The organism is Aeromonas sobria (assembly GCF_050266975.1).
In the GTDB taxonomy this organism is placed as follows: Bacteria; Pseudomonadota; Gammaproteobacteria; order Enterobacterales; family Aeromonadaceae; genus Aeromonas; species Aeromonas sobria_B.
The window spans coordinates 1-21,159 of record NZ_JBKISU010000035.1 but is presented as its reverse complement, the minus strand read 5'-3'; the positions used below and the strand labels follow the sequence as shown (position 1 = coordinate 21,159).

General features: G+C 63.8%; 17 protein-coding genes and 1 rRNA gene. 9 read left to right on the top strand and 9 right to left on the bottom strand.

What is annotated here, in order from left to right:
* Positions 1-61 precede the first annotated feature (61 nt).
* From panB to thpR, 7 genes are all read right to left on the bottom strand, one after another.
* Positions 62-856 carry a 3-methyl-2-oxobutanoate hydroxymethyltransferase gene (gene panB / locus ACLHZ1_RS17475; protein ID WP_427263092.1) on the bottom strand — a complete coding sequence of 265 codons (795 nt, stop codon included), beginning with the start codon at positions 854-856 and terminating at the stop codon, positions 62-64.
* Positions 857-867: 11 nt separating this feature from the next.
* Positions 868-1,365, bottom strand: a complete 498-nt coding sequence (folK, locus tag ACLHZ1_RS17470) for a 2-amino-4-hydroxy-6-hydroxymethyldihydropteridine diphosphokinase (protein WP_427263120.1) — start codon at positions 1,363-1,365, stop codon at positions 868-870.
* Entirely contained in the window at positions 1,365-2,837 is a 1,473-nt protein-coding gene (gene pcnB / locus ACLHZ1_RS17465) for a polynucleotide adenylyltransferase PcnB (RefSeq protein ID WP_427263091.1), read from the bottom strand. Before pcnB ends, folK begins: the two co-directional genes overlap by 1 nt.
* A 217-nt stretch (positions 2,838-3,054) precedes the next feature.
* Entirely contained in the window at positions 3,055-3,951 is an 897-nt protein-coding gene (gluQRS, locus tag ACLHZ1_RS17460) for a tRNA glutamyl-Q(34) synthetase GluQRS (protein ID WP_427263090.1), read from the bottom strand.
* Positions 3,952-4,082: 131 nt separating this feature from the next.
* On the bottom strand, positions 4,083-4,532 hold the full coding sequence (gene dksA, locus ACLHZ1_RS17455) for an RNA polymerase-binding protein DksA (protein WP_041994763.1): 450 nt from the start codon (positions 4,530-4,532) through the stop codon (positions 4,083-4,085).
* A 102-nt stretch (positions 4,533-4,634) separates the two neighbouring features.
* Entirely contained in the window at positions 4,635-5,393 is a 759-nt protein-coding gene (gene sfsA, locus ACLHZ1_RS17450; protein ID WP_427263089.1) for a DNA/RNA nuclease SfsA, read from the bottom strand.
* A complete protein-coding gene (gene thpR / locus ACLHZ1_RS17445; protein WP_427263088.1) occupies positions 5,383-5,913 on the bottom strand; it encodes an RNA 2',3'-cyclic phosphodiesterase in 531 nt (176 codons plus the stop codon). The genes sfsA and thpR overlap by 11 nt, the downstream gene beginning before the upstream one ends.
* 87 nt (positions 5,914-6,000) lie before the next feature.
* Between thpR and hrpB the strand changes: the two genes are divergently transcribed.
* The 5 genes from hrpB to ACLHZ1_RS17420 all read left to right on the top strand — a co-directional run bounded on the left by hrpB (position 6,001) and on the right by ACLHZ1_RS17420 (position 15,096).
* Complete coding sequence (gene hrpB, locus ACLHZ1_RS17440; protein WP_427263087.1) at positions 6,001-8,460, top strand: ATP-dependent helicase HrpB; 2,460 nt, start codon at positions 6,001-6,003, stop codon at positions 8,458-8,460.
* A 224-nt stretch (positions 8,461-8,684) separates the two neighbouring features.
* Positions 8,685-10,997 (top strand): penicillin-binding protein 1B, encoded by a 2,313-nt coding sequence (mrcB, locus tag ACLHZ1_RS17435; RefSeq protein WP_427263086.1) that lies wholly within the window; start codon positions 8,685-8,687, stop codon positions 10,995-10,997.
* A gap of 44 nt (positions 10,998-11,041) precedes the next feature.
* A complete protein-coding gene (gene gloA2 / locus ACLHZ1_RS17430; RefSeq protein WP_427263085.1) occupies positions 11,042-11,440 on the top strand; it encodes an SMU1112c/YaeR family gloxylase I-like metalloprotein in 399 nt (132 codons plus the stop codon).
* Positions 11,441-11,626: 186 nt separating this feature from the next.
* Positions 11,627-12,304, top strand: a complete 678-nt coding sequence (locus ACLHZ1_RS17425) for an START domain-containing protein (RefSeq protein WP_427263084.1) — start codon at positions 11,627-11,629, stop codon at positions 12,302-12,304.
* A gap of 374 nt (positions 12,305-12,678) precedes the next feature.
* Complete coding sequence (locus ACLHZ1_RS17420; RefSeq protein ID WP_427263083.1) at positions 12,679-15,096, top strand: hypothetical protein; 2,418 nt, start codon at positions 12,679-12,681, stop codon at positions 15,094-15,096.
* Between the two features lie 310 nt (positions 15,097-15,406).
* Here ACLHZ1_RS17420 and ACLHZ1_RS17415 read toward each other — a convergent pair whose 3' ends face one another.
* Together ACLHZ1_RS17415 and hemL are read right to left on the bottom strand one after the other, a co-directional pair.
* The gene (locus ACLHZ1_RS17415) at positions 15,407-16,168 is read right to left on the bottom strand and encodes a hypothetical protein (protein ID WP_427263082.1); all 762 of its coding nucleotides are present in this window, start codon (positions 16,166-16,168) and stop codon (positions 15,407-15,409) included.
* 250 nt (positions 16,169-16,418) lie between these two features.
* A complete protein-coding gene (gene hemL / locus ACLHZ1_RS17410) occupies positions 16,419-17,708 on the bottom strand; it encodes a glutamate-1-semialdehyde 2,1-aminomutase (RefSeq protein ID WP_427263081.1) in 1,290 nt (429 codons plus the stop codon).
* A gap of 209 nt (positions 17,709-17,917) precedes the next feature.
* Between hemL and clcA the strand changes: the two genes are divergently transcribed.
* The 4 genes from clcA to ACLHZ1_RS17390 all read left to right on the top strand — a co-directional run.
* On the top strand, positions 17,918-19,312 hold the full coding sequence (gene clcA / locus ACLHZ1_RS17405) for a H(+)/Cl(-) exchange transporter ClcA (RefSeq protein WP_427263080.1): 1,395 nt from the start codon (positions 17,918-17,920) through the stop codon (positions 19,310-19,312).
* A gap of 56 nt (positions 19,313-19,368) precedes the next feature.
* Positions 19,369-20,109 (top strand): DUF6776 family protein, encoded by a 741-nt coding sequence (locus ACLHZ1_RS17400; RefSeq protein WP_427263079.1) that lies wholly within the window; start codon positions 19,369-19,371, stop codon positions 20,107-20,109.
* Between the two features lie 70 nt (positions 20,110-20,179).
* The gene (erpA, locus tag ACLHZ1_RS17395; RefSeq protein WP_427263078.1) at positions 20,180-20,530 is read left to right on the top strand and encodes an iron-sulfur cluster insertion protein ErpA; all 351 of its coding nucleotides are present in this window, start codon (positions 20,180-20,182) and stop codon (positions 20,528-20,530) included.
* 517 nt (positions 20,531-21,047) lie between these two features.
* Positions 21,048-21,159: ribosomal RNA gene (locus ACLHZ1_RS17390) — 16S ribosomal RNA — on the top strand; the annotation flags it as partial.

The window sequence follows — 21,159 nt, the reverse complement described above, 5'->3', positions numbered from 1 at the left end:
TAAATCGGTCTGGCAGACGATGGGAGATGGGGGCATGGCCCCCATCTCGACAGGGTCAGGCTCAGTTGAAGCAGTGCTCGGGGCCCGGGAAGGTACCCTCGCTCACCTGCTGGATGTAGAGGCGCACGGCGGCGTGCATGTCACCGGTCTCGGCCAGGAAGTTCTTGGTGAACTTGGGCACATAGCCGGAGGTGATGCCGAAGGCGTCGTGCATCACCAGGATCTGGCCGTCGGTGGCCGGGCCCGCGCCTATGCCGATCACCGGGATGCGCAGCGCCTTGGTGATGCGCTCGGCCAGGGCGACCGGTACGCATTCGAGCACCAACAACTGGATGCCCGCTTCTTGCAGGCAGAGGGCCTGGCGGTAGATCTCCTGGGCGTGGAACTCGTCACGGCCCTGCACCTTGAAGCCGCCAAACACGTGGACGGATTGCGGGGTCAGCCCCAGGTGGCCACAGACAGGCACGCCGTTGCGGGTGAGGTGACGGATGCTCTCGCACAGCCAGTCGCCCCCTTCCATCTTCACCATGCGGGCACCGGCGGCCATCAGGCGGGCGGCATTGCCATAGGTCTGTTCCGGCGTGGCATAGCTCATGAAGGGCAGGTCGGCCACCACCAGCGCCTTGTCGGCGCCGCGGGCCACGCAGCGGGTGTGGTAGACCATGTCATCCATGGTGACGCCGAGGGTGTCGCTGCCCCCCTGCAATACCATGCCGAGGGAATCGCCGATGAGCAGCACCTGGGCGCCCTCGTCGTCGAACAGCTTGGCGAAGGTGGCATCGTAGGCGGTGATGGCGGTGATTTTATGACCGTCCTGCTTCATCTTCAGCAGGCTGGCGGTGGTGATCTTGCTCACTTGGATGGCTCCTAGGGGTGGGCTGCCGGGGCTATGATGGCGAGATCATTGCGCGGGCAGCGGGCTACCAGGTCGTTGAGCGGGGTGCCGCAGGGCAGCACCAGAGCGGGCGCAATCTCGGCCAGGGGCAGCAGCACGAACTCCCGCTCCTTCATGCCGTAGTGGGGGACGGTCAGGCGTTCGCTCTGGATGGACTCGGCCCCATAGAGCAGCAGATCCAGATCCAGGCTCCTCGGCCCCCATCTCTCTTCCTTGCGCACACGTCCTTGTTCCAGCTCGATGCTTTGCAGTTGATCCAGCAAGGCCAGGGGCGCGAGCCGGGTTGTCAGACGCACCACGGCATTGACGTAGTCCGGCTGATCGGCAGGCCCCATGGGACGGCTGCTGTAAAAAGAGGAGGCCTGTTGCAAGGTGCTCTCGGGCAGGGCCGCCAGTGCGCTGACGGCGCGGCACGCCTGGCCGAGGGGGTCGGCCAGGTTGGAGCCGATGGCAACATAGACCTCGGTCATCATTCTGCCGCTTTGGGCTTGCGGCGACGGGGACGGCGACGGTTGCGGCCGTTGCCGCTGCGCTTCTCGCCCTGGGGCTTGTCCGCGCTCGGGCGATCGCTGCTGCGGGTCGCTTCCCGTTGCAGCTGCGGGCGCACGTCCGGGTTGGACTCCAGGTAGCGCTCCCACCAGCTGGCCAGCTCGCCCAGGCCCCGTTCGACCCGGTTGCGCAGCAACAGAAAGTCGAAGGCGGCGCGGAACTTGGGATGCTCCATGGCCCGCTCCGGGTGGCGACCCTGACGGCGAGTCAAGCGACTCTGCAGGGCCCAGATGTCGCGCACATCCGTGGTGAAGCGGCGCGGCACGGCGATGATCCGCACCTGGGCGTCGAGCACCTCGTTGATGGCCAGCATGAAGGCATCATGCCAGGGCAGGCCGCTCTCGTTCTCCAGCACCCGTGCCCGGGCCTCGACACAGCCCCACAGCAGGGAGGCGTAGAGGAAGGCGGGGGTGACCCGCTTCTCTTCACGTACCCGGGTATCGGTATCCGTCAGGGCATGTTCGATGAACTGCTCGAACGGCGAGTTGCCGTGGGGGGTAAACAGGGCGGCTACCTGGGGGAAGAGTTGTTGGAACAGACCGTATTCCCGCAGCAGCTTGTAGGTGGCCAGGCCATCGCCGGCCAGGAACAGCTTGAGGGTCTCCTCGAACAGGCGGGCCGCCGGAATGTCTTGCAGCAGCGGCGCCAGCTCCTTGATGGGGGCGGCGGTACGCGGGCTGATGTGCATGTCCAGCTTGGCGGCGAAGCGCACGGCGCGCAGCATGCGCACCGGGTCTTCCCGATAGCGGGTCTCGGGGTCGCCGATCAGCTCCAGTTTGCGCTCGGCCAGATCCTCGATGCCCCCCTCGAAATCGTGCAGGGTGAAATCCTTGGCACTGTAGTAGAGGGCATTGACGGTGAAGTCGCGGCGCTCGGCATCCTCTTCGATGGTGCCGTAGACGTTGTCGCGCAGCAGCATGCCTTCATCGCTCTGGGCCGAGAGATGGCGGCTGTTGTTGACCTGATGATGGTGGCCGCGGAAGGTGGCCACCTCGATCACGTCGCGACCGAACACGATGTGGGCCAGGCGGAAGCGGCGACCGATGAGGCGGCAGTTGCTGAACAGCGCCTTGATCTGCTCCGGGGTGGCGTTGGTGGCGATGTCAAAATCCTTTGGCGTCCTGCCGAGCAGAATGTCCCGGACACCTCCGCCGACCAGATAGGCGTCATAGCCGCCCTTGTTGAGGCGATAGAGGACCTTGAGGGCATTCTCACTGATCTCTTTGCGCGAGATGGGGTGCTGGTCACGGCTCAGCGTGCGTCTTGGTCCGACGCTCGGCTGGGCGGCAGTCTGGACAGGCTCTTGAGTCGCGATAGACTCTTCGCCCTCTTCCTTGCCGAGCACCTTGCGGCAAAAGTTTGCGATCTGGGAAAAAATGGTACACCTCTTCATGACTTCAGATTGACGGAAGGCCAACTTGAAAATAGCGGCCTGTCATAGCTCAGCTTGACGGAAGGCCAATTTGCAAATAGCGGCCTATCCTAGCGCAGCTTGACGGGAGGCCGACTCGAAAACAGCGGCCTATCATAGTACAGCTTGACGGAAGGCCGAAAAATAGCGGCCTATCATAGCTCAGCCTTGACCAAATGAAAAACCGTGCGGTCCGGGGTCAAGTTTCCGGCGCCGGTTGTAGCGTTTTCGGCACCCGATCCAGCCGCCAGTGAGCGATGGCCCAGGCGATGATCTCAGGGACCGAGCCGGCGGCCAGCACCTCGGGCGGCTGCTGGCCGAGAAAGCGCAAGGCCTGGATCAGAGTGGGTCTCACCTCGTTCAGGCACAGGGCCGGGGCATGGTTCTGCTTGGACAGCTTGTTGCCATCCCCCAGCACCGCCAGCGGCAGATGTACCCAGGCGGGCACCTCGGCGCCGAGGGCCCGGTAGAGGGCGATCTGGCGCACCGTGGGCTCGAGCAGGTCGGCACCGCGCACTATCTCGGTGATGCCCGCATCCATGTCGTCCACCACCACCGCCAGGTTGTAGGCGTAGAGTCCGTCCCGGCGGCGGATGATGAAGTCCTCCTCAGCCAGGGCCGGGGTCACCTGGATGGGGCCGAGCAGGCCATCCTCGAAGCCGTAGACGGGGTGGCGCTGGCGGATGCGGGCGGCGCAACCCTGGGGGGCCAGCCCCAGCTCGCGGCAATGGCCGTTGTAGAGGCCGCCCCTAGCCGCTATCTCGCGCCGGGTGCAGCGACACCAGTAGAGATCCCCGTCCCGATAGAGCCGCTCGATGATCTCGTCGTAGCGGCCATGGCGCCGGCTCTGGTACACCACCTCGCCATCCCACTCGAGTCCGTAAGCCACCAGAGCTTGCAGGATCAGGCTGGCCGCCCCGGCCATCTCCCGTGGCGGATCCAGATCTTCGATGCGCACCAGCCAGCGTCCTCCCCGGGATCGGGCCTGCAGGAAGCTGCCCAGCGCCGCGACCAGGGAGCCAAAATGGAGCGGACCGGACGGGGAGGGGGCGAAGCGTCCCACATAGGGGGCACAGATGGCTGGATTCAGGGGCATGACGGCAGAGACGAGGTAGGCATGGAGGCGCCATTCTCGCGCCGGGGCGGTAAAAGCTCAATAAAAAAGGGAGCAGTGTGCTCCCTTTTCTATTCCAGCCGGGCGAGGGCCCGGACGGTGCAAACGGGGGATCAACCCGCCATCTGTTTCTCTTTGATCTCGGCCAGCGTCTTGCAGTCCACGCACAGATCGGCGGTAGGACGTGCCTCGAGGCGGCGGATGCCGATCTCGATGCCGCAGTGTTCGCAATAACCGAAGTCGTCATCGTCCAGCAGCAGCAAGGTCTTCTCGATCTTCTTGATCAGCTTGCGCTCACGATCGCGGGTGCGCAGTTCGAGGGCAAATTCCTCTTCCTGTGCGGCGCGGTCCACGGGATCCGGGAAGTTGGCAGCCTCATCCTTCATGTGATCGACGGTGCGGTCTACTTCCTGCATCAATTGATTGCGCCAGGCCCCCAGGATCTTGCGGAAATGAGCCTTCTGTTGGTCATTCATGTACTCCTCACCCGGCTTCTCCTGGTAAGGCGCAACTCCCGCAATGGCCAGGGGGCCCAGAGATTTCCTGATTTCGCCTGTTGGCATGCCCTGTCTCCTAATTCAGCACGCAATCGTGCCATCCATAAATTGAGGGCGGTATCTATAGCAGAAGGGTAACGGCTAGGCAAACGAGCAGTGCCAAATATGTTATCCAATCCCACTTTTATCAGCCACACTCGGGTCGCACAAACCAGATTCAAACGGAATAAATCCATCAGGTTCCATGCGCTGCACCCCTAGATGGGGGCGGTAGCATAAAATTTCAACCCCTGCCAACCGAGCCTGCTCAACAAGCTGACTATAGTGCGGATCTATCCAGGCTGCCGGGCGAACCCGAATGATACCCGTGTGCAGCACCATGAACAGCAGCACGGCCCTGTGGCCCGCCGCCTTCATGGACATCAGCTCGCGCAGGTGCTTGGCGCCCCGTGCCGTCACCGCATCGGGGAAGTAGCCAAGGCCGACCCCCTCCCGCTCGTCGAGCAGGGTCACCGACTTCACCTCTATATAGCAATCCGCCCGGCCCTGGCCCTGCAGCAGGAAGTCGATGCGGCTGTTCTCCTCGCCATACTTCACCTCGGCCTTGAGGGTGTCATAGCCGGAGAGGGGGGCGAGGGCGTCTCGCTCGAGCAGTTCCCGGGTCAGCATGTTGGCCCGGGCCGTGTTGACGCAGATGAGGTGACCGGCCGGGCTCTGGGCTATCTCCCAGCTGTGGGGCAGCTTGCGCTTGGGGTTGCTCGAGGTGGAGTACCAGACCCGGGTGCCCGAGTCGGCGCACCCTGTCATGGCGCCGGTGTTGGCGCAGTGAATGGTGAGCGCCTGGCCATCATCGAGCTGTATGTCGGTGAGGAAGCGCTTGTAGCGGCGCAGCAGCAGACCGGATTGCAGGGGGGGATCAAATTCCATCTGTGTTTTTTACTCGTGGTCGCAGGGGCCAGCAGGCCAGAGGCTCGTAGCGGACCCCATCCGGGGTCGAGGTGGATTGATAGAGGCAGAACCGGGTGGCCTGCCAGAGAAAGTCGGGGGCCGGGGTGGCGGGGGCCTCCCCTGCCTTGCGCGACAGGGTGACATGGGGGGTATAACCCTGCTCGCCATTGCCAAGGCCGATGCGCTCGCCGTGGCGGCGCAGCGCCCTCGCCAGCACGGTCAGCTCGTTGGGCCAGGCCCGCGGGCCGACCCAGGCCGCCTTGGCCCGGGGAAACCAGCCTGTGCGATCCAGGGCGATGGTCAGGGGCGGGCAGTGCTGGCGCGCCCCCGCCGCGAGCAGCTGCTGGCGCTGCTGTTCGCTGGCCTCGCCGAGGAAGGCCAGGGTGAGGTGCAGATTGGCCTGGGGCACCCCCTGGCCTGGCCAGGGGTGCCGGTCGCGCCAGGTGACGAGGGGCAAACTGATCTCGTCGAGGGGCAGGGCAAAAAAGAGTCGGGACATGCATTTGGGTTCACGCTGATGCCAGGGCCCCATTCTATGGCAGAATAGGCGGCGTTTTTAAGCCAGTTGCAGAAGGTTTTCGCCGCTTTGTCCCCATTACCCATAGTTGCCGTGTTGCCCGATCTGTTCGCCGCCCTGGAGGCGGGGAACAGCGTGATCCTGCAGGCGCCCCCTGGTGCGGGCAAGTCGACCCTGCTGCCCCTGGAGCTGGTGCGCCAGCAGCGGCTGCCCGGGCGCATTATCATGCTCGAGCCCAGGCGCCTCGCGGCGCGCAATATCGCCAGCTTCCTGGCGCGCCAGCTCGGGGAGAAGGTGGGGGAGCGCATCGGGCTGCGGGTGCGGGGGGAGAGCCGCACCAGTGCGGCCACCCGGCTCGAAATCGTGACCGAGGGGGTGCTGACCCGGATGTTGCAGCAAGACCCCGAGCTGACCGGCGTGTCCCTCGTCATCTTCGACGAATTCCATGAGCGCAGCCTGCATGCCGACACCGCCCTGGCCTTCGCCATCGAGAGCCAGCAGGGGCTGAGGGAGGACCTCAGGTTGCTGATCATGTCCGCCACCCTGGAGGGCATGGCCCTCGAGCAGCTGTTGCCGGATGCCCCCGTCATTCGCGCCGAGGGGCGCAGCTTCCCCATCGAGTACCACTATCGTCCCGCCAATCGCCAGCAGTGGCTGGAGCCCCAGGTGGGCGCCGTGGTGTTGGAGGCGCTGGCGGTCCGGCCGGGCAGCGCCCTGGTGTTTCTGCCGGGTCAGGGGGAGATAGAGCGGCTCGCCCAGTGGCTGGAGGGGCGGCTGCCGGACGATGTGCGCCTCGCCCCCCTCTATGGCCGCCTCGACATGGCGGCGCAGCAGGCCGCCATCGCCCCGGCGCCGGCCGGCCGGCGCAAGCTGGTGCTCACCACCAATGTGGCGGAGACCTCCCTCACCATAGAGGGGATCGGCATGGTCATCGACAGCGGGCTGGAGCGGCGCGCCAGCTTCGACTTGAGAAGCGGCGTCACCCGGCTGGAGACCCGCCAGATCGCCAAGGCATCCGCTACCCAGCGGGCAGGCCGGGCCGGTCGCCTCGGTCCCGGGGTCTGCTACCGGCTCTGGAGCGGCGAGGTGCAGGAGCGCCTCCCCGAGCAGAGCCCCCCCGATATCCTGACCCAGGAGCTGACCGGTCTGCTGCTCGATGCCGCCCAGTGGGGCGCCAGGGTGGAGAGTCTGCCGTTGCTGGACCAGCCCCCGGCGGCGGCCCTGGCCAGCGCCCGGCGGCTGCTGGTGACCCTGGGGGCCATGGCGCCGGGGAGTGAGCAACAGCTGACCCCTGAGGGCAGGGCCATGGCGGCCCTGGGAACCCATCCTCGTCTGGCTCGCCTGTTGCTGCGGGCCCGGGAGCTGGAGGGGGAGGGTCTGACAGGGATTGTCGCCGATGCCGCCTATCTGGTGGCGCTGCTGGAAGAAGATCTGCGAGGATCCGAGCGCCTCGGCGTGCTGTTTCATCGCCGTCAGGGCGCCCTGCGCCAGGGGGCGGCCCGCTGGTTCGAACGCCTCGGGCTCAGGGCTGGCGCCGCGCAGCCCGGTCCCCAGGGCCAGTGGCTCGGCCTGCTCTGCGCCCTCGCCTGGCCGGACCGAATAGGCAAGCTGCGCAGCGGCCATCGTTATCAACTCAGTGGTGGGGTGAGCTGCGATCTGGTAGAAGGTCATCCCTGTCAGGGCGCCCAGGGGTTGGTCGCCGTCGAGATGGGGCAAAATGATCGCGGCAGCCGCATCTTCATCGCCGAGCCGGTCGAACTGGACGAGCTGGTGCGTCAGCTGCCCGAGCTGGTGAGGGAGCGCCAGTGGTTCGACTGGGACGAGCGGGAGGAGCGGGTGCGGGCCGAGCGCCAGCAGGTGATAGGCGAACTGGTGCTCGGCCAGCGGCCGCTGGAGGATCTGTCGGACGAGCAGAAGGGGCGCTGCCTGTTGCAGGGCATTCGTCGCAAGGGGCTGCACGTGCTGCCCTGGGACGAGGGCAGCGAGGGGCTGCTGGCCCGGTTGCGCTGCGCGGCCGACTGGCTGCCGGACGAGGGCTGGCCCGCCATGGACGACGAGAGTCTGCTGGCGCGCCTCGAGGAGTGGCTGCTGCCGGCCCTGAGCGGCATGACCCGGCTGGAGCAGCTCAAGAGGCTCAACCTCTCCGAGCTGCTGCGCCAGTCCCTGCCCTGGCCCTTGCCCAGGCGGCTGGACGAGGCGCTGCCGAGCCACTTCTCCGCCCCCACCGGCAGCCGGGTGCGGATCCGCTATCAGCCGGGCCAGGCCCCGGTGATCCCGGTGCGGATCCAGGAGATGTTCGGTCAGGCCAGCACGCCCTGCGTGGCCGATGGCCGGGTGGCCCTGGTGGTGGAGCTGCTCTCCCCGGCCCAGCGGCCGTTGCAGATCACCGCCGATCTCGGCGCCTTCTGGGCGGGCTCCTACGAGCAGGTGAAGAAGGAGATGAAGGGGCGCTATCCCCGCCACTACTGGCCTGACAACCCGCTTGAGGCCATGCCGACCCGGGTGACCAAGAAAAAGATGGGGCTCTAGCCAGCACAGCCAGAGCACCAGAAAGGCCCGGCGGGGCCGTGAGCCGCAAGAGGATGGACCGCCGCAGTGCGGGCACCCATCCCAGCGCCGGGACAAGCCCCCGGCGAGCGACAACAGAACAAGAGGTGAGCCCGGCATCCAGGCCGGCTCAGGCCCGGTCGGCGACATGACCGACCGTTTACTCCGTCGGCAACGGCGACATAACGACATAGAGAAGAGGAACCATGGCAACCCAACGACGCAAGCGCACCCCGAAGAAGGCGGCGCCCAAACGCACCCTCTGGCGCACGCTGTTCTGGCTTGGCTTCAAGCTCTCCCTGGTGGTTGCCGCCTTCCTGGTGGTCTTTGGCATCTATCTGGATACCAAGGTGCGCGAGCGCTTCGACGGCGAGAAGTGGCAACTGCCGGTCATGGTCTACAGCCGCCCGCTGGAGCTCTACCCGGGGCAGCGACTGTCGCGGGATCAGATGCTGCGCGAGCTCAAGATGCTGAGCTACAAGCCGGTGCGCCAGCCCCATACCCCGGGCGAATACAGGGTGGAGGGCAATACCATAGAGCTGGTGCGCCGGCCGTTCGACTTCTATGACGGCGCCGACAAGGCGCGCGCCATGCGCCTCTCCTTCAACGGACCCCGGCTGGACAAGATCCAGTCCATGGAGAACCAGCGTCAGCTGGGGTATGCCCAGATGGACCCCGTGCTGCTGGACAGGCTCAATCCCGAAGGGCGGGAGGATCGCCTGCTGGTGCGCCTGGCGGAGGTGCCCGACAGCCTGCTCATCACCCTGCTCACCACGGAAGACAGAGACTTCTATCAGCACGGGGGGGTGAGCCCTGTGGCCATCATGCGCGCCATGGCGGCCAACCTGCTGGCGGGCCGCACGGTGCAGGGGGGCAGTACCCTCACCCAGCAGCTGGCCAAGAACTTCTTCCTGACCCGGGAGCGCAGCCTGTGGCGCAAGCTGCAGGAGGCCTACATGGCGGTGCTGATTGACTACCGCTACAGCAAGGACGAGATCCTGGAGGCCTACCTCAACGAGGTCTATCTGGGGCAAAACTTCTCGCAAGGGGTCTACGGCTTCGGGCTGGCCTCCTACTTCTATTTCGGGGTGCCGGTCAACGAGCTGGAGATCGATCAGGTCGCCCTGCTGGTGGGGCTGGTGAAGGGGCCTTCCTATTACGATCCCTGGCGCTATCCGGAGCGGGCCAAGGCGCGCCGGGATCTGGTGCTCAAACTGCTGGCGGATCACGGCAGCCTGACCCAGCCCGAGTACCAGCTTGCCAGCAAGCAGCCGCTCGGCATCATCACCCGGGGCAAGATGAGCTATGGCCGCACCCCGGCCTTCATGAACCTGCTCAAGCGCGAGGTGCAGAGTCGCTTCGGCGGGGATCTGCTCAGCCAGTCCGGCCTCAAGATCTTCACCAGCCTGGATCCCATCGCCCAGCACGCCGCCGAGCAGGCGGTGGAGTCGGGTCTGGCCACCATAGAGAAGCAGCGGGGCAAGAAGAAGCTGGAGGCGGCCATGGTGGTCTCCGACTGGCGCAAGGGGGAGGTGGTCGCCCTGGTGGGGGGACGGGATCCCCGCTACGCCGGCTTCAACCGTGCCCTGGATGCCCGTCGTCAGATAGGCTCCCTGGTCAAGCCGGCCGTCTATCTCACCGGTCTCTCCAGCGGCCTGACCCTGGGCACGCCGCTCAAGGATCAGCCCATCCGCATTCGCGGCAAGGATGGCCAGCTGTGGACACCCCAGAACTATGACCGCAAGTTCCGCCAGAGCGTGCCCCTGATGGAGGCGCTGGCCCACTCCCTCAACGTGCCCACGGTCAACCTGGGCTTGCAGGTGGGACTGGACAAGGTGGTCGATACCCTGCACAAGCTGGGGGTCGAGCAGGAGATCCAGCCCTATCCCTCCCTGGTGCTGGGGGCGGTGGCGCTCTCGCCCATGGAGGTGAACCAGATGTATCTGCCCATCGCCAACCAGGGCCTGACTCAGCCGCTGTCGGCCATTCGCGCCGTGGTGGGAGGGGATGGCAAGCTGGTGTATCAGCATGATCAGAGCGCCAAGCGGGTCGCGGATCAGGATGCCAGCTGGCTGACCCTGTTCGCCATGACCAAGACGGTGAGCGAGGGCACGGCGCGCTCCCTCACCGCCCGCTTCCCGGGCATCACCATGGCGGGCAAGACGGGCACCACCAACGAGCTGCGGGACTCCTGGTTCGCCGGCATGGACAACAGCGAGCTGGTCAGCGTCTGGGTCGGTCGGGATGACAACACCCCGGCGGGTCTGACCGGTTCCAGCGGTGCGCTCCAGCTGTTCAGCGGCTACCTGGGTCAGCGGGGGGTCAACAGCCTGACCCTCAACATGCCCAAGGGGGTGAGCTGGGCCAGCTTCGCCCGCGCCAGCGGCACCCGGGTCTCGGCCAACTGCCCCGGCAGCCTGCAGGTACCGGCCAAGCTGGCCAGCCTGCCGGCCCCCGCCAGTTGTGGTGGCAGCCCGGACAGCGCCCTGGATCAGTGGTTCAGCGGTTTCTTCAACTAACCTGTGATGGGCTGCGGCGGCAGCCCATTTTTGTAGGAGTCTTCATGGGTTCATCCCTGCTTGGCGGTATCCACCATCTGGCCATCATCGCCAGCGACTATCAAATCTCCCGGCGCTTCTATCACGAGGTGCTGGGACTGCCCATCATCAACGAGACCCTGCGCGAGGCACGGCAATCCTGGAAGCTGGATCTGGCCCTGCCAGATGGCAGCCAGATAGAGCTGTTCAGCTTCCCGTCCCCCCCGGCGCGGCCGAACCGGCCAGAGGCATGCGGTCTGCGCCATCTGGCGTTCCGGGTGCCGGCCCTGGCGCCCGTGCTGGCCCACCTCGAGGCTCACGGCATCGCGGTGGAGCCAGTCCGGGTCGATGAGCTGACCGGCTGCCGTTTCACCTTCTTCGCCGATCCAGACGGCCTGCCCCTCGAACTGGTGGAGCAGCCCTGAGCGGCATATAAAGCGCATTGAGCGACCCATAGCGCCCTGGTGACAGGCGCGCCAGCGAGGGGGGGGGCGGCGCCAGCGCGGCGCACTCAACCCCCATTTGCGACCAGGGATGACCCCGGCCGGCGAGGGCCGGCAGAGCCGGGCGATGAACCCGCCCCAGGGGCGATACCGGATCAGGAGACGCGAATGACAAGAGGGATCTTGAGGCGAGGTGCGGGCTCCCTGGGCTGGCTGCTGCTGAGCCTGCTGCCAGGCCCCGGGGCCTGGGCCGCCCCCGACTGGGCGCTGGTGCGGGAGCAGGGCCCTGTCCGGCTCTGGGCCAGAGCCCATCCCCCCGGCCCCTTCCAGGCCCTCAGGCTGGAGATGCGGGTAGCGGCAAGGCCTGCCGCCCTGCTGGCGGTGCTGCGGGACACGAGCCGTCACAGCCAGTGGTTGCCGGGCAGCCGGGAGGTGCGACTGCTCGCCAGGCCGACGCCCTTGGAGGATCTGGTCTACATCCGGTTGGCGGCGCCCTGGCCTGCAAGAGACAGGGAGCTCATCACCCGCTCCCGCCTCGAGTGGCTGCCCGGTTGCGGCTTGCGCCTGCGGGTCTGGGCCGACGCCGATGCGCTGCCTCCGACCCCGGGACTGATGCGGATCCGCGCGAGCCAGGGGCTGTGGCAGGCGACGCCGCTCGGGGCGGGGGAGAGCCTCATTCGCCTCGAAACCTACACCCATCCCGGGGGCCAGCTGCCGGGTTGGCTGGTCAATCGGGTCGCCGCCAGCTCCGCCTTCGAGAGTTTCCTGGCGATTCATTCCCTGATGCCACGGGTGAATGCCCAGGCGGTTGCAGTGGTCGAGGCTAATTGTGCTAAAAATCAATAGAGGATTGAGATAAGCGGCTGATATTTTTGATTATATTGGTTGTAAAGTTAATGAATAAATATTGTAACCAGTTTAATTCTCCTCTTATCAGTGCATTAGATGCTGTGGGGACTCAGGCGGTCTCAGTGTTGACTGGTGGCCTCTCCATCCTGACCTAGAGTCCTAAAGACGTCGAGTTCAGGCTCGGCAGTTGAGTCTGGCATCGGCACTGTCGCAAAGGTGGTTACCCCGACTCCAGGTTCTGCATCGGCAGGGCCTCAAGGTGGTCAATGACGATCGCCTGTCATAACGCTGCTCTCCCGGTCAAGGTCGGGGAGCCCATTGTCTATGTACCCTCATGCGCTTGGTGCAGACAGTTGTCCAAGGATCGAGTTATGAAGGGTCTAACCCAATCGTTCACCCCATTGCGGACCGCCTGTGCCGCAGCCCTGCTCATGTGTCATCCCGCCACTGCCAATATCTGGGTCAACAGTGATGCCGATGTCATGGCGGCAGGGGTCAATCTCAATCAACAGGTGTGTATGGCCGATGCCTATATCAAGGCAGGAGGGAAGGGAATGTCCAATGTCATTGGCGAATCCCTGAACTGTACGGCAAACGATGTGGCTATCACCCAGGTGGTCCCGACCAACCCGACCCAGGAGTGTACCCTGGGCGAGGTATTCACCTTCAACGCGAATGTGACCGTCAGTGCCAATGCTTCCGAGCGTTGGGATACCACCTTCTATCTGCCCCTCAATGGCATGAGCCCACAGCTGGTACAGGGAGCCAATGCCCAAAATTGCAGCCTGGTCATCCCCAAACCGGGTGAGGAGGGGGCTTCCCAACTCGATGGTGACCAGTGCGGGGATATCAAGAAGGCGGAGCTGACCAATGGCCTCTATGTCCTGCAAAACGAGCCCATCACCATGCAGTGCGTGGATGCGGACGGGGACAACAGGGCCGATTTCAGCTATTGCGCGGCCTGGGACAACATCTCCCGCAACAACTGTACGCTGGCGGCGGATCCCGTGGTGGGCCAGGTGCCCAACAACAAGTCGAAATGCAACTGTGACACCTTCAACATCGCCGTCTTCATCAAGCCCAAGCCCCCCACCATCAGCAAGGTCTTGATAGGATCAGATCAGGCGAGTGAGCCCGAGGGTAGCTTCAAGTACCAGCTGACCATGACCAAGGACGCTGGGCCTGCGGATCTGGTGGTGACCGGCCTGCGTGACATAGTGCGCTCCAGCACGGATGCAGGGGTCTTCGCGGACTTCGATCTGAGTAGCGCCAGTGATGTGACCGCGGGCAACCTGACACTGCTTGGCACCCATCCTGACAACAGCTGTGATGATCATCTGAGTCTGCCTCAGACGCTCACTACCGCATCCCCCAGCCTGTCGTGCGTGCTGGTGATGCAGGTGAAAGATGAGGACTTGCCCGATGATGGCTCGCCCGAACTCTATCAGGACTTTGTCCGGGCCATGACCGAGGACGTCAAGGGAAACCCCATCGGCAACAGTCAGTGCGACCCGACCGATGGAGACCCGGACAACGACAGCGGCAATTGCTCCAATGTGGTCACCGTCAAGATGCTCAATGTGGATCCTGTCCTGGCCATCACCAAGCAGCCCATGACGGGCCCGGGCCTGCGCCAGGTTGGCGGCGCCTGGTTTATCGATGAGCCGGGAAATGTGACCTATGAGGTAGTCATCAGCAACAACAGCCCGGTCGATGCCGTCCTGCTGAGCTCTCTGGTGGACACGGCGATCGCGGATCTGCTGGCCGATGGTTCGGGCACCCCTGCCTGTAGCGATGGCAATGGCATGACCCTCGCCAAGGGGGGCAGCTTCGTCTGCCAGTACGTGACCAATGTCTCGATCGGACAGGGGGAAACCTATGCCAACACTGTGACGGTGGCAGGCAAGGATAACGAGGATCGGCCGGCTGGAGACAGCGCCATGGCGGCGATCACCCTGGCGACCCCCTCCATCGTCCTGGTCAAGGAGGTCGCAGCCTTCACGGGCGGGGATCTCGATGCCGTGGCCGGGTTTGGCGAAGAGGCCAATGTCAGCGAGCCGGGTGGTCAGGTGGTCTATCGCTTCACCATCACCAATAGCAACGACCTGACCCAGGAGGATTTGACCCTCAGTGAGTTCAGCGATGATGTGCTGTTTGCCAGCGCGCGTGCCAGCCCGTCGGCGACCCAGCGCAGTGATGAGTGTGACTTCACCGTTGTGGTCGCCTTTGGGACGCCTTATCAGTGCACACTGGTGGCCGATGTCACCGGCAATGCCACCGGTGAGGCGACCCTGGTCAATACGGCCCAGGTCAAGGCAATGGCCCCCAATGGTACGGAGGTGACCTCCAACCAGGACATGGCCACGGTCAACTTCCAGAATGTGTTCCCCACCATGGCGACCGATTTCGCCCTGACGGCCACTGTCTTCATCAAGGTGAAAAATACCACCTTCGAAGACATTCACCTGACCTCCCTCAAACTGCTGGGCGTGACGGTGGACGATGGTACCTTCATCGGGGCGACCGGCTTCCTCATCAGAAATGCTGGTGGAGAGTTTGGAGTCTTCACTCCGGGGGCTTGCCCGGAACCTGCCTATAGCCTGACTCTGGCGCCGGATGCTGAGTTCAGCTGTGCCTTCAGCGTCGAGTTTGCCCAGGTCTATACCCCGGAGCAGTTCAATACCTTCATCGCCAATATCGTCAGTGGCGATGCGGTGATCATTGAATTTGCCGACGAGGAGGGCAGTACCGTCAGTGCGGATGCGGCAGTCCAGATCACCACGCAATAAGTGAACAGGATGCCTCCTTAGCCCCGGCCTTGTGCCGGGGTTTTTTCTGCCCACGGCAGGCTTTTGGCGGAATGCGGGTCGTCTGGCGCAATGAAAAAGCGAGCCGGCATGCACCGGCTCGCTTTGGGCTTGGGCTCATCGGCAACAGTGGTCGTCGCGAAATGACCAGGGGTGAGTCGATGAGGCGAGGGACGGGCCCCCGATCACAAGTAATAGCAGAGTCGTTCGGCTTCTTCCCCTCTTGCTGCAGGCATTGAGTGAGCCGCAGAACGGGCTCCTCTCCGGGCCCATCTTCACGTGGTGTCATGGCTTACTTGTCTGGCTGGGTCGGGCGCAGGCTCGCCTGGACCAGGGCCGCCTCCGCCCGGGCGCCGAGGAAGACATAGAGGCCCAGCCCCACCAGCAGGCCCACGGCGCAGGCCATCACCCCCACCGCGGGCCAGAGCAGCTCGGTCTGGCCGAGGGAGCCCTTGAACAGCAGCAACAGCCCCTCGATGGAGACGGCGATCAGGATGGCGGCGATGAAGCGGGTGATGGTGCGGCGGATGGCGCTGTGGCGAAAGATGTCCTTATGAAGCAGCACCTCCTCTTCCAGTATGGTCTTGCCCAGATCGAACACCGCCAGCGCCAGGGTCAGGAAGATGATGGCGCTGAAGGCGCCGAGCCGGTTGCGGCTCTCGCCACAGGCGAGCAGGTAGAGCTCGTGCAGGCCATGCCAGATCAGGCTGGCGACGATGAGAAACAGCGCCACGCTGAGCAGCACATAGACCAGCTTGAACCAGGGGGTGAGCTTGCGGCGCTGTTTGTCCCCCATCAGCCAGGCGATCAGCTCCTGCAGGTCGAGGGTGATGAGGCGCCCTTCCCCCTGCACCTGAAGGTGCAGCGCTCCCTGGGCGGTGGGGTAGGGGGGCAGTATGGTGACGGGCCCCGCCTGGCGGGCCGTGGTGAGCACGAAGGGGTAGCGTGCCAGCGTCTTGTCCGGGTGCTGGAGCAGGCCGAGCATCAGCAGGTGCAGCTCGGGCTCGTACTCCTGATAGCGGCGAATGAGGTCGATGGGGCTCATATTGGCCATGGGAACCTCCTGAGGGTTGTCGAGAAACGGGGTCTTGCACCGAGACTGCAAGTTACGGGCCCATATTGATGGTCCGACATGACGCCTGTGTGGCGGCTGGGTGATGGGATCCTGGGGCAATGTGGGGCAAGGTGCAGCGTTGGCACCAGTTTGGTGCAAAGAAGGGCAGGGGAGGTGGGCCCGGGCGTGCGCTCGGCTCGGATTGAAAAAAGGGCCGAATGGCCCCTTTTTATGCAGAGTTCGGTGCGGCTCAGGCCTGAGCCAGCCTGGCGAAGCAGCGATCCGCCGCCGCCAGGGTATGGGCTATCTCCTGCTCGCCGTGGGCCAGGGAGAGGAAACCGGCCTCGTAGGCGCTCGGCGCCAGGTAGACCCCCTCTTCCAGCATGAGGTGATAGAAGCGCTTGAAGCGCGCCATGTCGCAGCGCTTGACCTGATCAAAGCGGCTGATCTCGACCTCGTCGGTGAAGAAGAAGCCGAACATGCCCCCCACATAGGTGATGGCGAGGGGGATGCCGTGTTTGGCTGCTGCGGCCTTGAGCCCTTCGGCGACGGCGGCGGTCTTCTCGGCCAGCTGCTGGTGCAGGCCGGGGGCTTGCAGCAGATCCAGCATGGCGAGCCCGGCGGCCATGGCGACCGGGTTGCCCGAGAGGGTGCCGGCCTGATAGACGGGGCCGGTCGGCGCTATGTGCTGCATCACCTTCTTCTTGCCACCGAAGGCACCTACCGGCATGCCGGCGCCGATGATCTTGCCGAGGGTGGTCAGGTCGGGATCCACCCCGTAGTGGGCCTGGGCGCCGCCGAGGGCGACACGAAATCCAGTCATCACCTCATCGAGGATCAGCAGGGCGCCAAACTCGTCGCAGATGGCGCGCAGTCCTTGCAGGAAGCCGGGCAGGGGCGGAATGCAGTTCATGTTGCCCGCCACCGGCTCGACGATGATGCAGGCGATCTCGTCGCCATACTGGGCGAAGGCGTCCCGTACCGAGTCCAGATCGTTGTAGACGCAGGTGAGAGTGTGCTTGGCGAAATCGGCGGGGACGCCCGGGCTGTTGGGCTGGCCCAGGGTGAGGGCGCCGGAGCCGGCCTTGACCAGCAGGGAGTCGGCATGACCGTGGTAGCAGCCTTCGAACTTCACTATCTTGTCGCGACCGGTATAGCCACGGGCCAGACGGATGGCGCTCATGGTCGCCTCCGTGCCCGAGTTGACCATGCGTACCTGCTCCATGGAAGGCACCAGCTCGCGCACCTTCTGGGCCATCCGCACTTCGATCTCGGTGGGGGCACCGTAGCTGAGCCCCTTCTCGACCGCGGCAATGACGGCGGCCTTGATGGTCGGATGATTGTGACCCAGCAGCATGGGGCCCCAGGAGCCTATGTAATCGACATAGGATTTGCCATCCACATCATAGAGATAGGCGCCGTCTGCGCGCTCGATGAAGAGGGGGGTGCCGCCCACGCCGTTGAAGGCGCGTACCGGTGAGTTGACGCCGCCGGGAATGGTCTGGCAGGCCTGTTCAAACAGCTGATCTGATTTTGACATGGATCATCCTTAATGGGATTTTGACCGTCACTGCAGGGGGACGAGGCGGATCCAGGCTCGGCAGTCGCGCCTCGACAGGGTATGCTCATGCTTCTCGCAACCCGGCGCACTCAGGTGCCCAGTGACATTTAAACGGGCCGACTATAGCAGAAAGCCCTCTGGTGGGCAGCAGGCCGGGTCTTATCCAACCGTAGGCAACGGGTTTTCTCATGGCGCAAGACAGCCTCTTTTCATCTGCTCCGGTACCGGCAGGCTCTCACCATCGACTGGTTCGGCGGCTCATTCAACAGGACAAGATGCCGCTCTGGGTGCTGCTGCTCGCCGCCATCGTCGGCATCCTGGCGGGCCTGGTGTGCGGACTGTTTGAATCCGGAGTCAGCTGGGTGATAGCGCAGCGTGGTCTGCTGCTGGCGGATCGTCCCTGGTGGCAGCTGCTGCTGATGGGGTTCGCCATCAGCGCCCTGCTCGGCATGGTGGGCTATTTTCTGACCCACGCCTTCGCTCCCGAGGCTGGAGGATCCGGCATTCCCGAGATTGAGGGCGCCATGGAGGATCTGCGGCCGGTGCGATGGTGGCGGGTGCTGCCGGTCAAGTTCTTCGGAGGTATCTGCACCCTGAGCTCCGGTATGGTGCTCGGTCGCGAGGGGCCCTCGGTCCAGATCGGCGGCAATGTCGGCAAGATGGTGGCCGATCTCTTCCGGCTGCCCAAGGAGCATGGTCATGCCCTGCTGGCCGCCGGGGCCGCCGGGGGGCTGGCGGCGGCCTTCAATGCGCCGCTCGCCGGCATACTGTTCGTAATGGAAGAGATGCGTCCCCAGTTTCGTTATTCCTTCCTCGCCATCAAGGCGGTCGCCATCTCGGCCGTGATGGCGACCCTTACCTTGCAAAACATGAAGGGACAGCACCCCGTCATTGCCCTGCCTCACTATGATGCCCCGGCCCTCAAGGCTCTCTGGCTCTTCCTCTTTATGGGGGCGGCGTTCGGGGTACTGGGTTTCGTCTTCAACAAGCTGGTGCTGGCCTGTCAGGATGGCTATCTGGCCCTGCATCAGAACAAGCGCCACCGTTTCGTGGCCATCGGCATGCTGGTGGCGGGCACCTTCGGCGTGCTGTCGCTCTTCGTCCCTTCGGTGACGGGCGGAGGCATCGAGCTGATCCCTCGCTTGATGGATGGCGAGTATGCGATGGCCACCCTGTTTCTCATCTTTTCGGTGCGGCTGGTGACGACCCTGGTCTGCTTCTGCTCGGGGGCGCCGGGAGGGGTGTTCGCCCCGACCCTGGCGCTGGGTACCCTGTTCGGACTGGTCTTTGGTTACCTCTTTCATGCCGCCTTTCCCGAGCTTGGCATAGAGCCGGGGGCCTTCGCCGTCGCCGGCATGGGGGCCCTGTTCGCGGCGACCGTGCGCGCCCCCGTGACCGGGATAGTGCTGGTCACCGAGATGACCGACAACTATCAACTCATCTTGCCCATGATGATCACCACCATAGGGGCGACCATAGTGGCGCAATGGCTGGGGGGGCGCCCTCTCTATTCCCAGATCCTGGAGCGCACCCTGCGCATGGCAGAGCGGCTGCGTCTCGCCGACAACAGCAAGACGGCCTGACTGTTGCGATCGATGCTCATATATAGTCAGAACAGAGGAGTGCCAGACGAGGTGATATGCCCATGAGACAGAAGTGGCTACTGCTTGGGACGCTTGTCCTCGGATTGTTGGGCGGATATCTTCTCGGCAATCGCCAGGAGCTGGCCCAGAGCAGCCTGCTCGAGGTACAACAGCAGACCCTGGCGCGCCAGACCGAGGCCATCGCCAGGCTCGAATCCGAACTCGGGATCAAGGAGACCCGGCTCGCCACCCAGCAGGCGGCCTTCGAACAACTGCAGCAACTGCTCAAATCCCAGGAGACACAAACCCAGGAGCTGAAACGTCAGCTGGCCTTCTTCGAACGGATCATGCGCCCGCAAGGGGAGCAGAACGGCGTGGTCATCGACAATCTGACGGTGCAAGAGAGCAACGTGGTCAACCGTTACCACTACCGCCTGGCACTGACCCAGCCCGCCAAGCAGCGGGAGCTGTTTCGCGGCCAGGTCCAGATACGGATAGAAGGCAGCCAGGATGGTCAGCCCAGGAGTCTGGCGGAGCGGGATCTGCAGATGAAGGCGGGGGCGGGACGCTACTCCCTGCGCTACTTTCAGCTGCTGGAAGGGGATTGGCAGCTGCCGGAAGGATTCGTCCCGGATCGGGTGCGGATCACCATAGGAAAAAACGGCCGTCAGCCCGAGCAGGAGCTGCTGGTAGAATGGAGCCAGGTGCTCAAACCCCTATTGGGTACCCCGAGCGAGCAGACCCCGGCAGGGGCGACCACCATCCAGCCCGGTGAGGTTGGCTTGGTGAATACTTGAACTAAATGGTCGGGTATTGGATAATTTCGCGGTTTCCATGTTTGTGGATGTCATGGTTGTGAGGTCAGTAATGAATGCAGTAGCAGAAGCCCCGTTGCCAATCCAGATGACGGATGCGGCGGCAAAGAAGGTGAAGACCCTGATCACCGAAGAGGAAAACCCCGAACTCAAGTTGCGGGTATATATCACGGGCGGTGGCTGCTCTGGCTTCCAATATGGTTTTACCTTCGATGAGAAGATCAATGAAGGCGACACCGTGGTGGAGAAGAACGGCGTCACCATGGTGATCGATCCCATGAGCCTGCAGTATCTGGTCGGCGGCAGCGTCGACTACAGCGAGGGCCTGGAGGGATCGCGTTTCCTGGTGACGAACCCGAATGCCACCACCACCTGTGGTTGTGGCTCCAGTTTCTCCATCTAACGCACGCTGTCATGCAAAGAAGGGCCTCCAGGGGCCCTTCTTTGCATCTGCCAGGAACGTGAACAGGATGCCGCTCTGATCTCGACAGCCACCATTTCGGCGAGGGGTCAGACCAGGAAGCGTTGGTTAAAGGCTCCAATGGATCTTGTTGCGGCAGATCTCATCAAAATCTGTTCAATATTCAAACGGTGTTGTGATTTATCAAATAAACATGCAATTTATGCTTGCCATCACACTCCGGCTCCCTATAATGCGACCCCATCAGCACGGCGCAGTGCGCGTCTGGTCTGGCTTGCAAAGCAACCCAGTGAGGGTTATAGTTTCAAACCCTGCTCTTTAACAATTTGAATCAAGCAATCTGTGTGGGCACTCACAGCATCGAACATCAAAAACAATTTTTGATTTTCAATGTCTGGTGAAGTGACCAAGACAACTTCGGTTGTCACAGTTTATTTCAGCAATTCATTGAGCCGCTGAATGTCGTTACTTCGGTAATGGCGCGACGCAAACCAAACTTAAATTGAAGAGTTTGATCATGGCTCAGATTGAACGCTGGCGGCAGGCCTAACACATGCAAGTCGAGCGGCAGCGGGAAAGTAGCTTGCTACTTTTGCCGGCGAGCGGCGGAC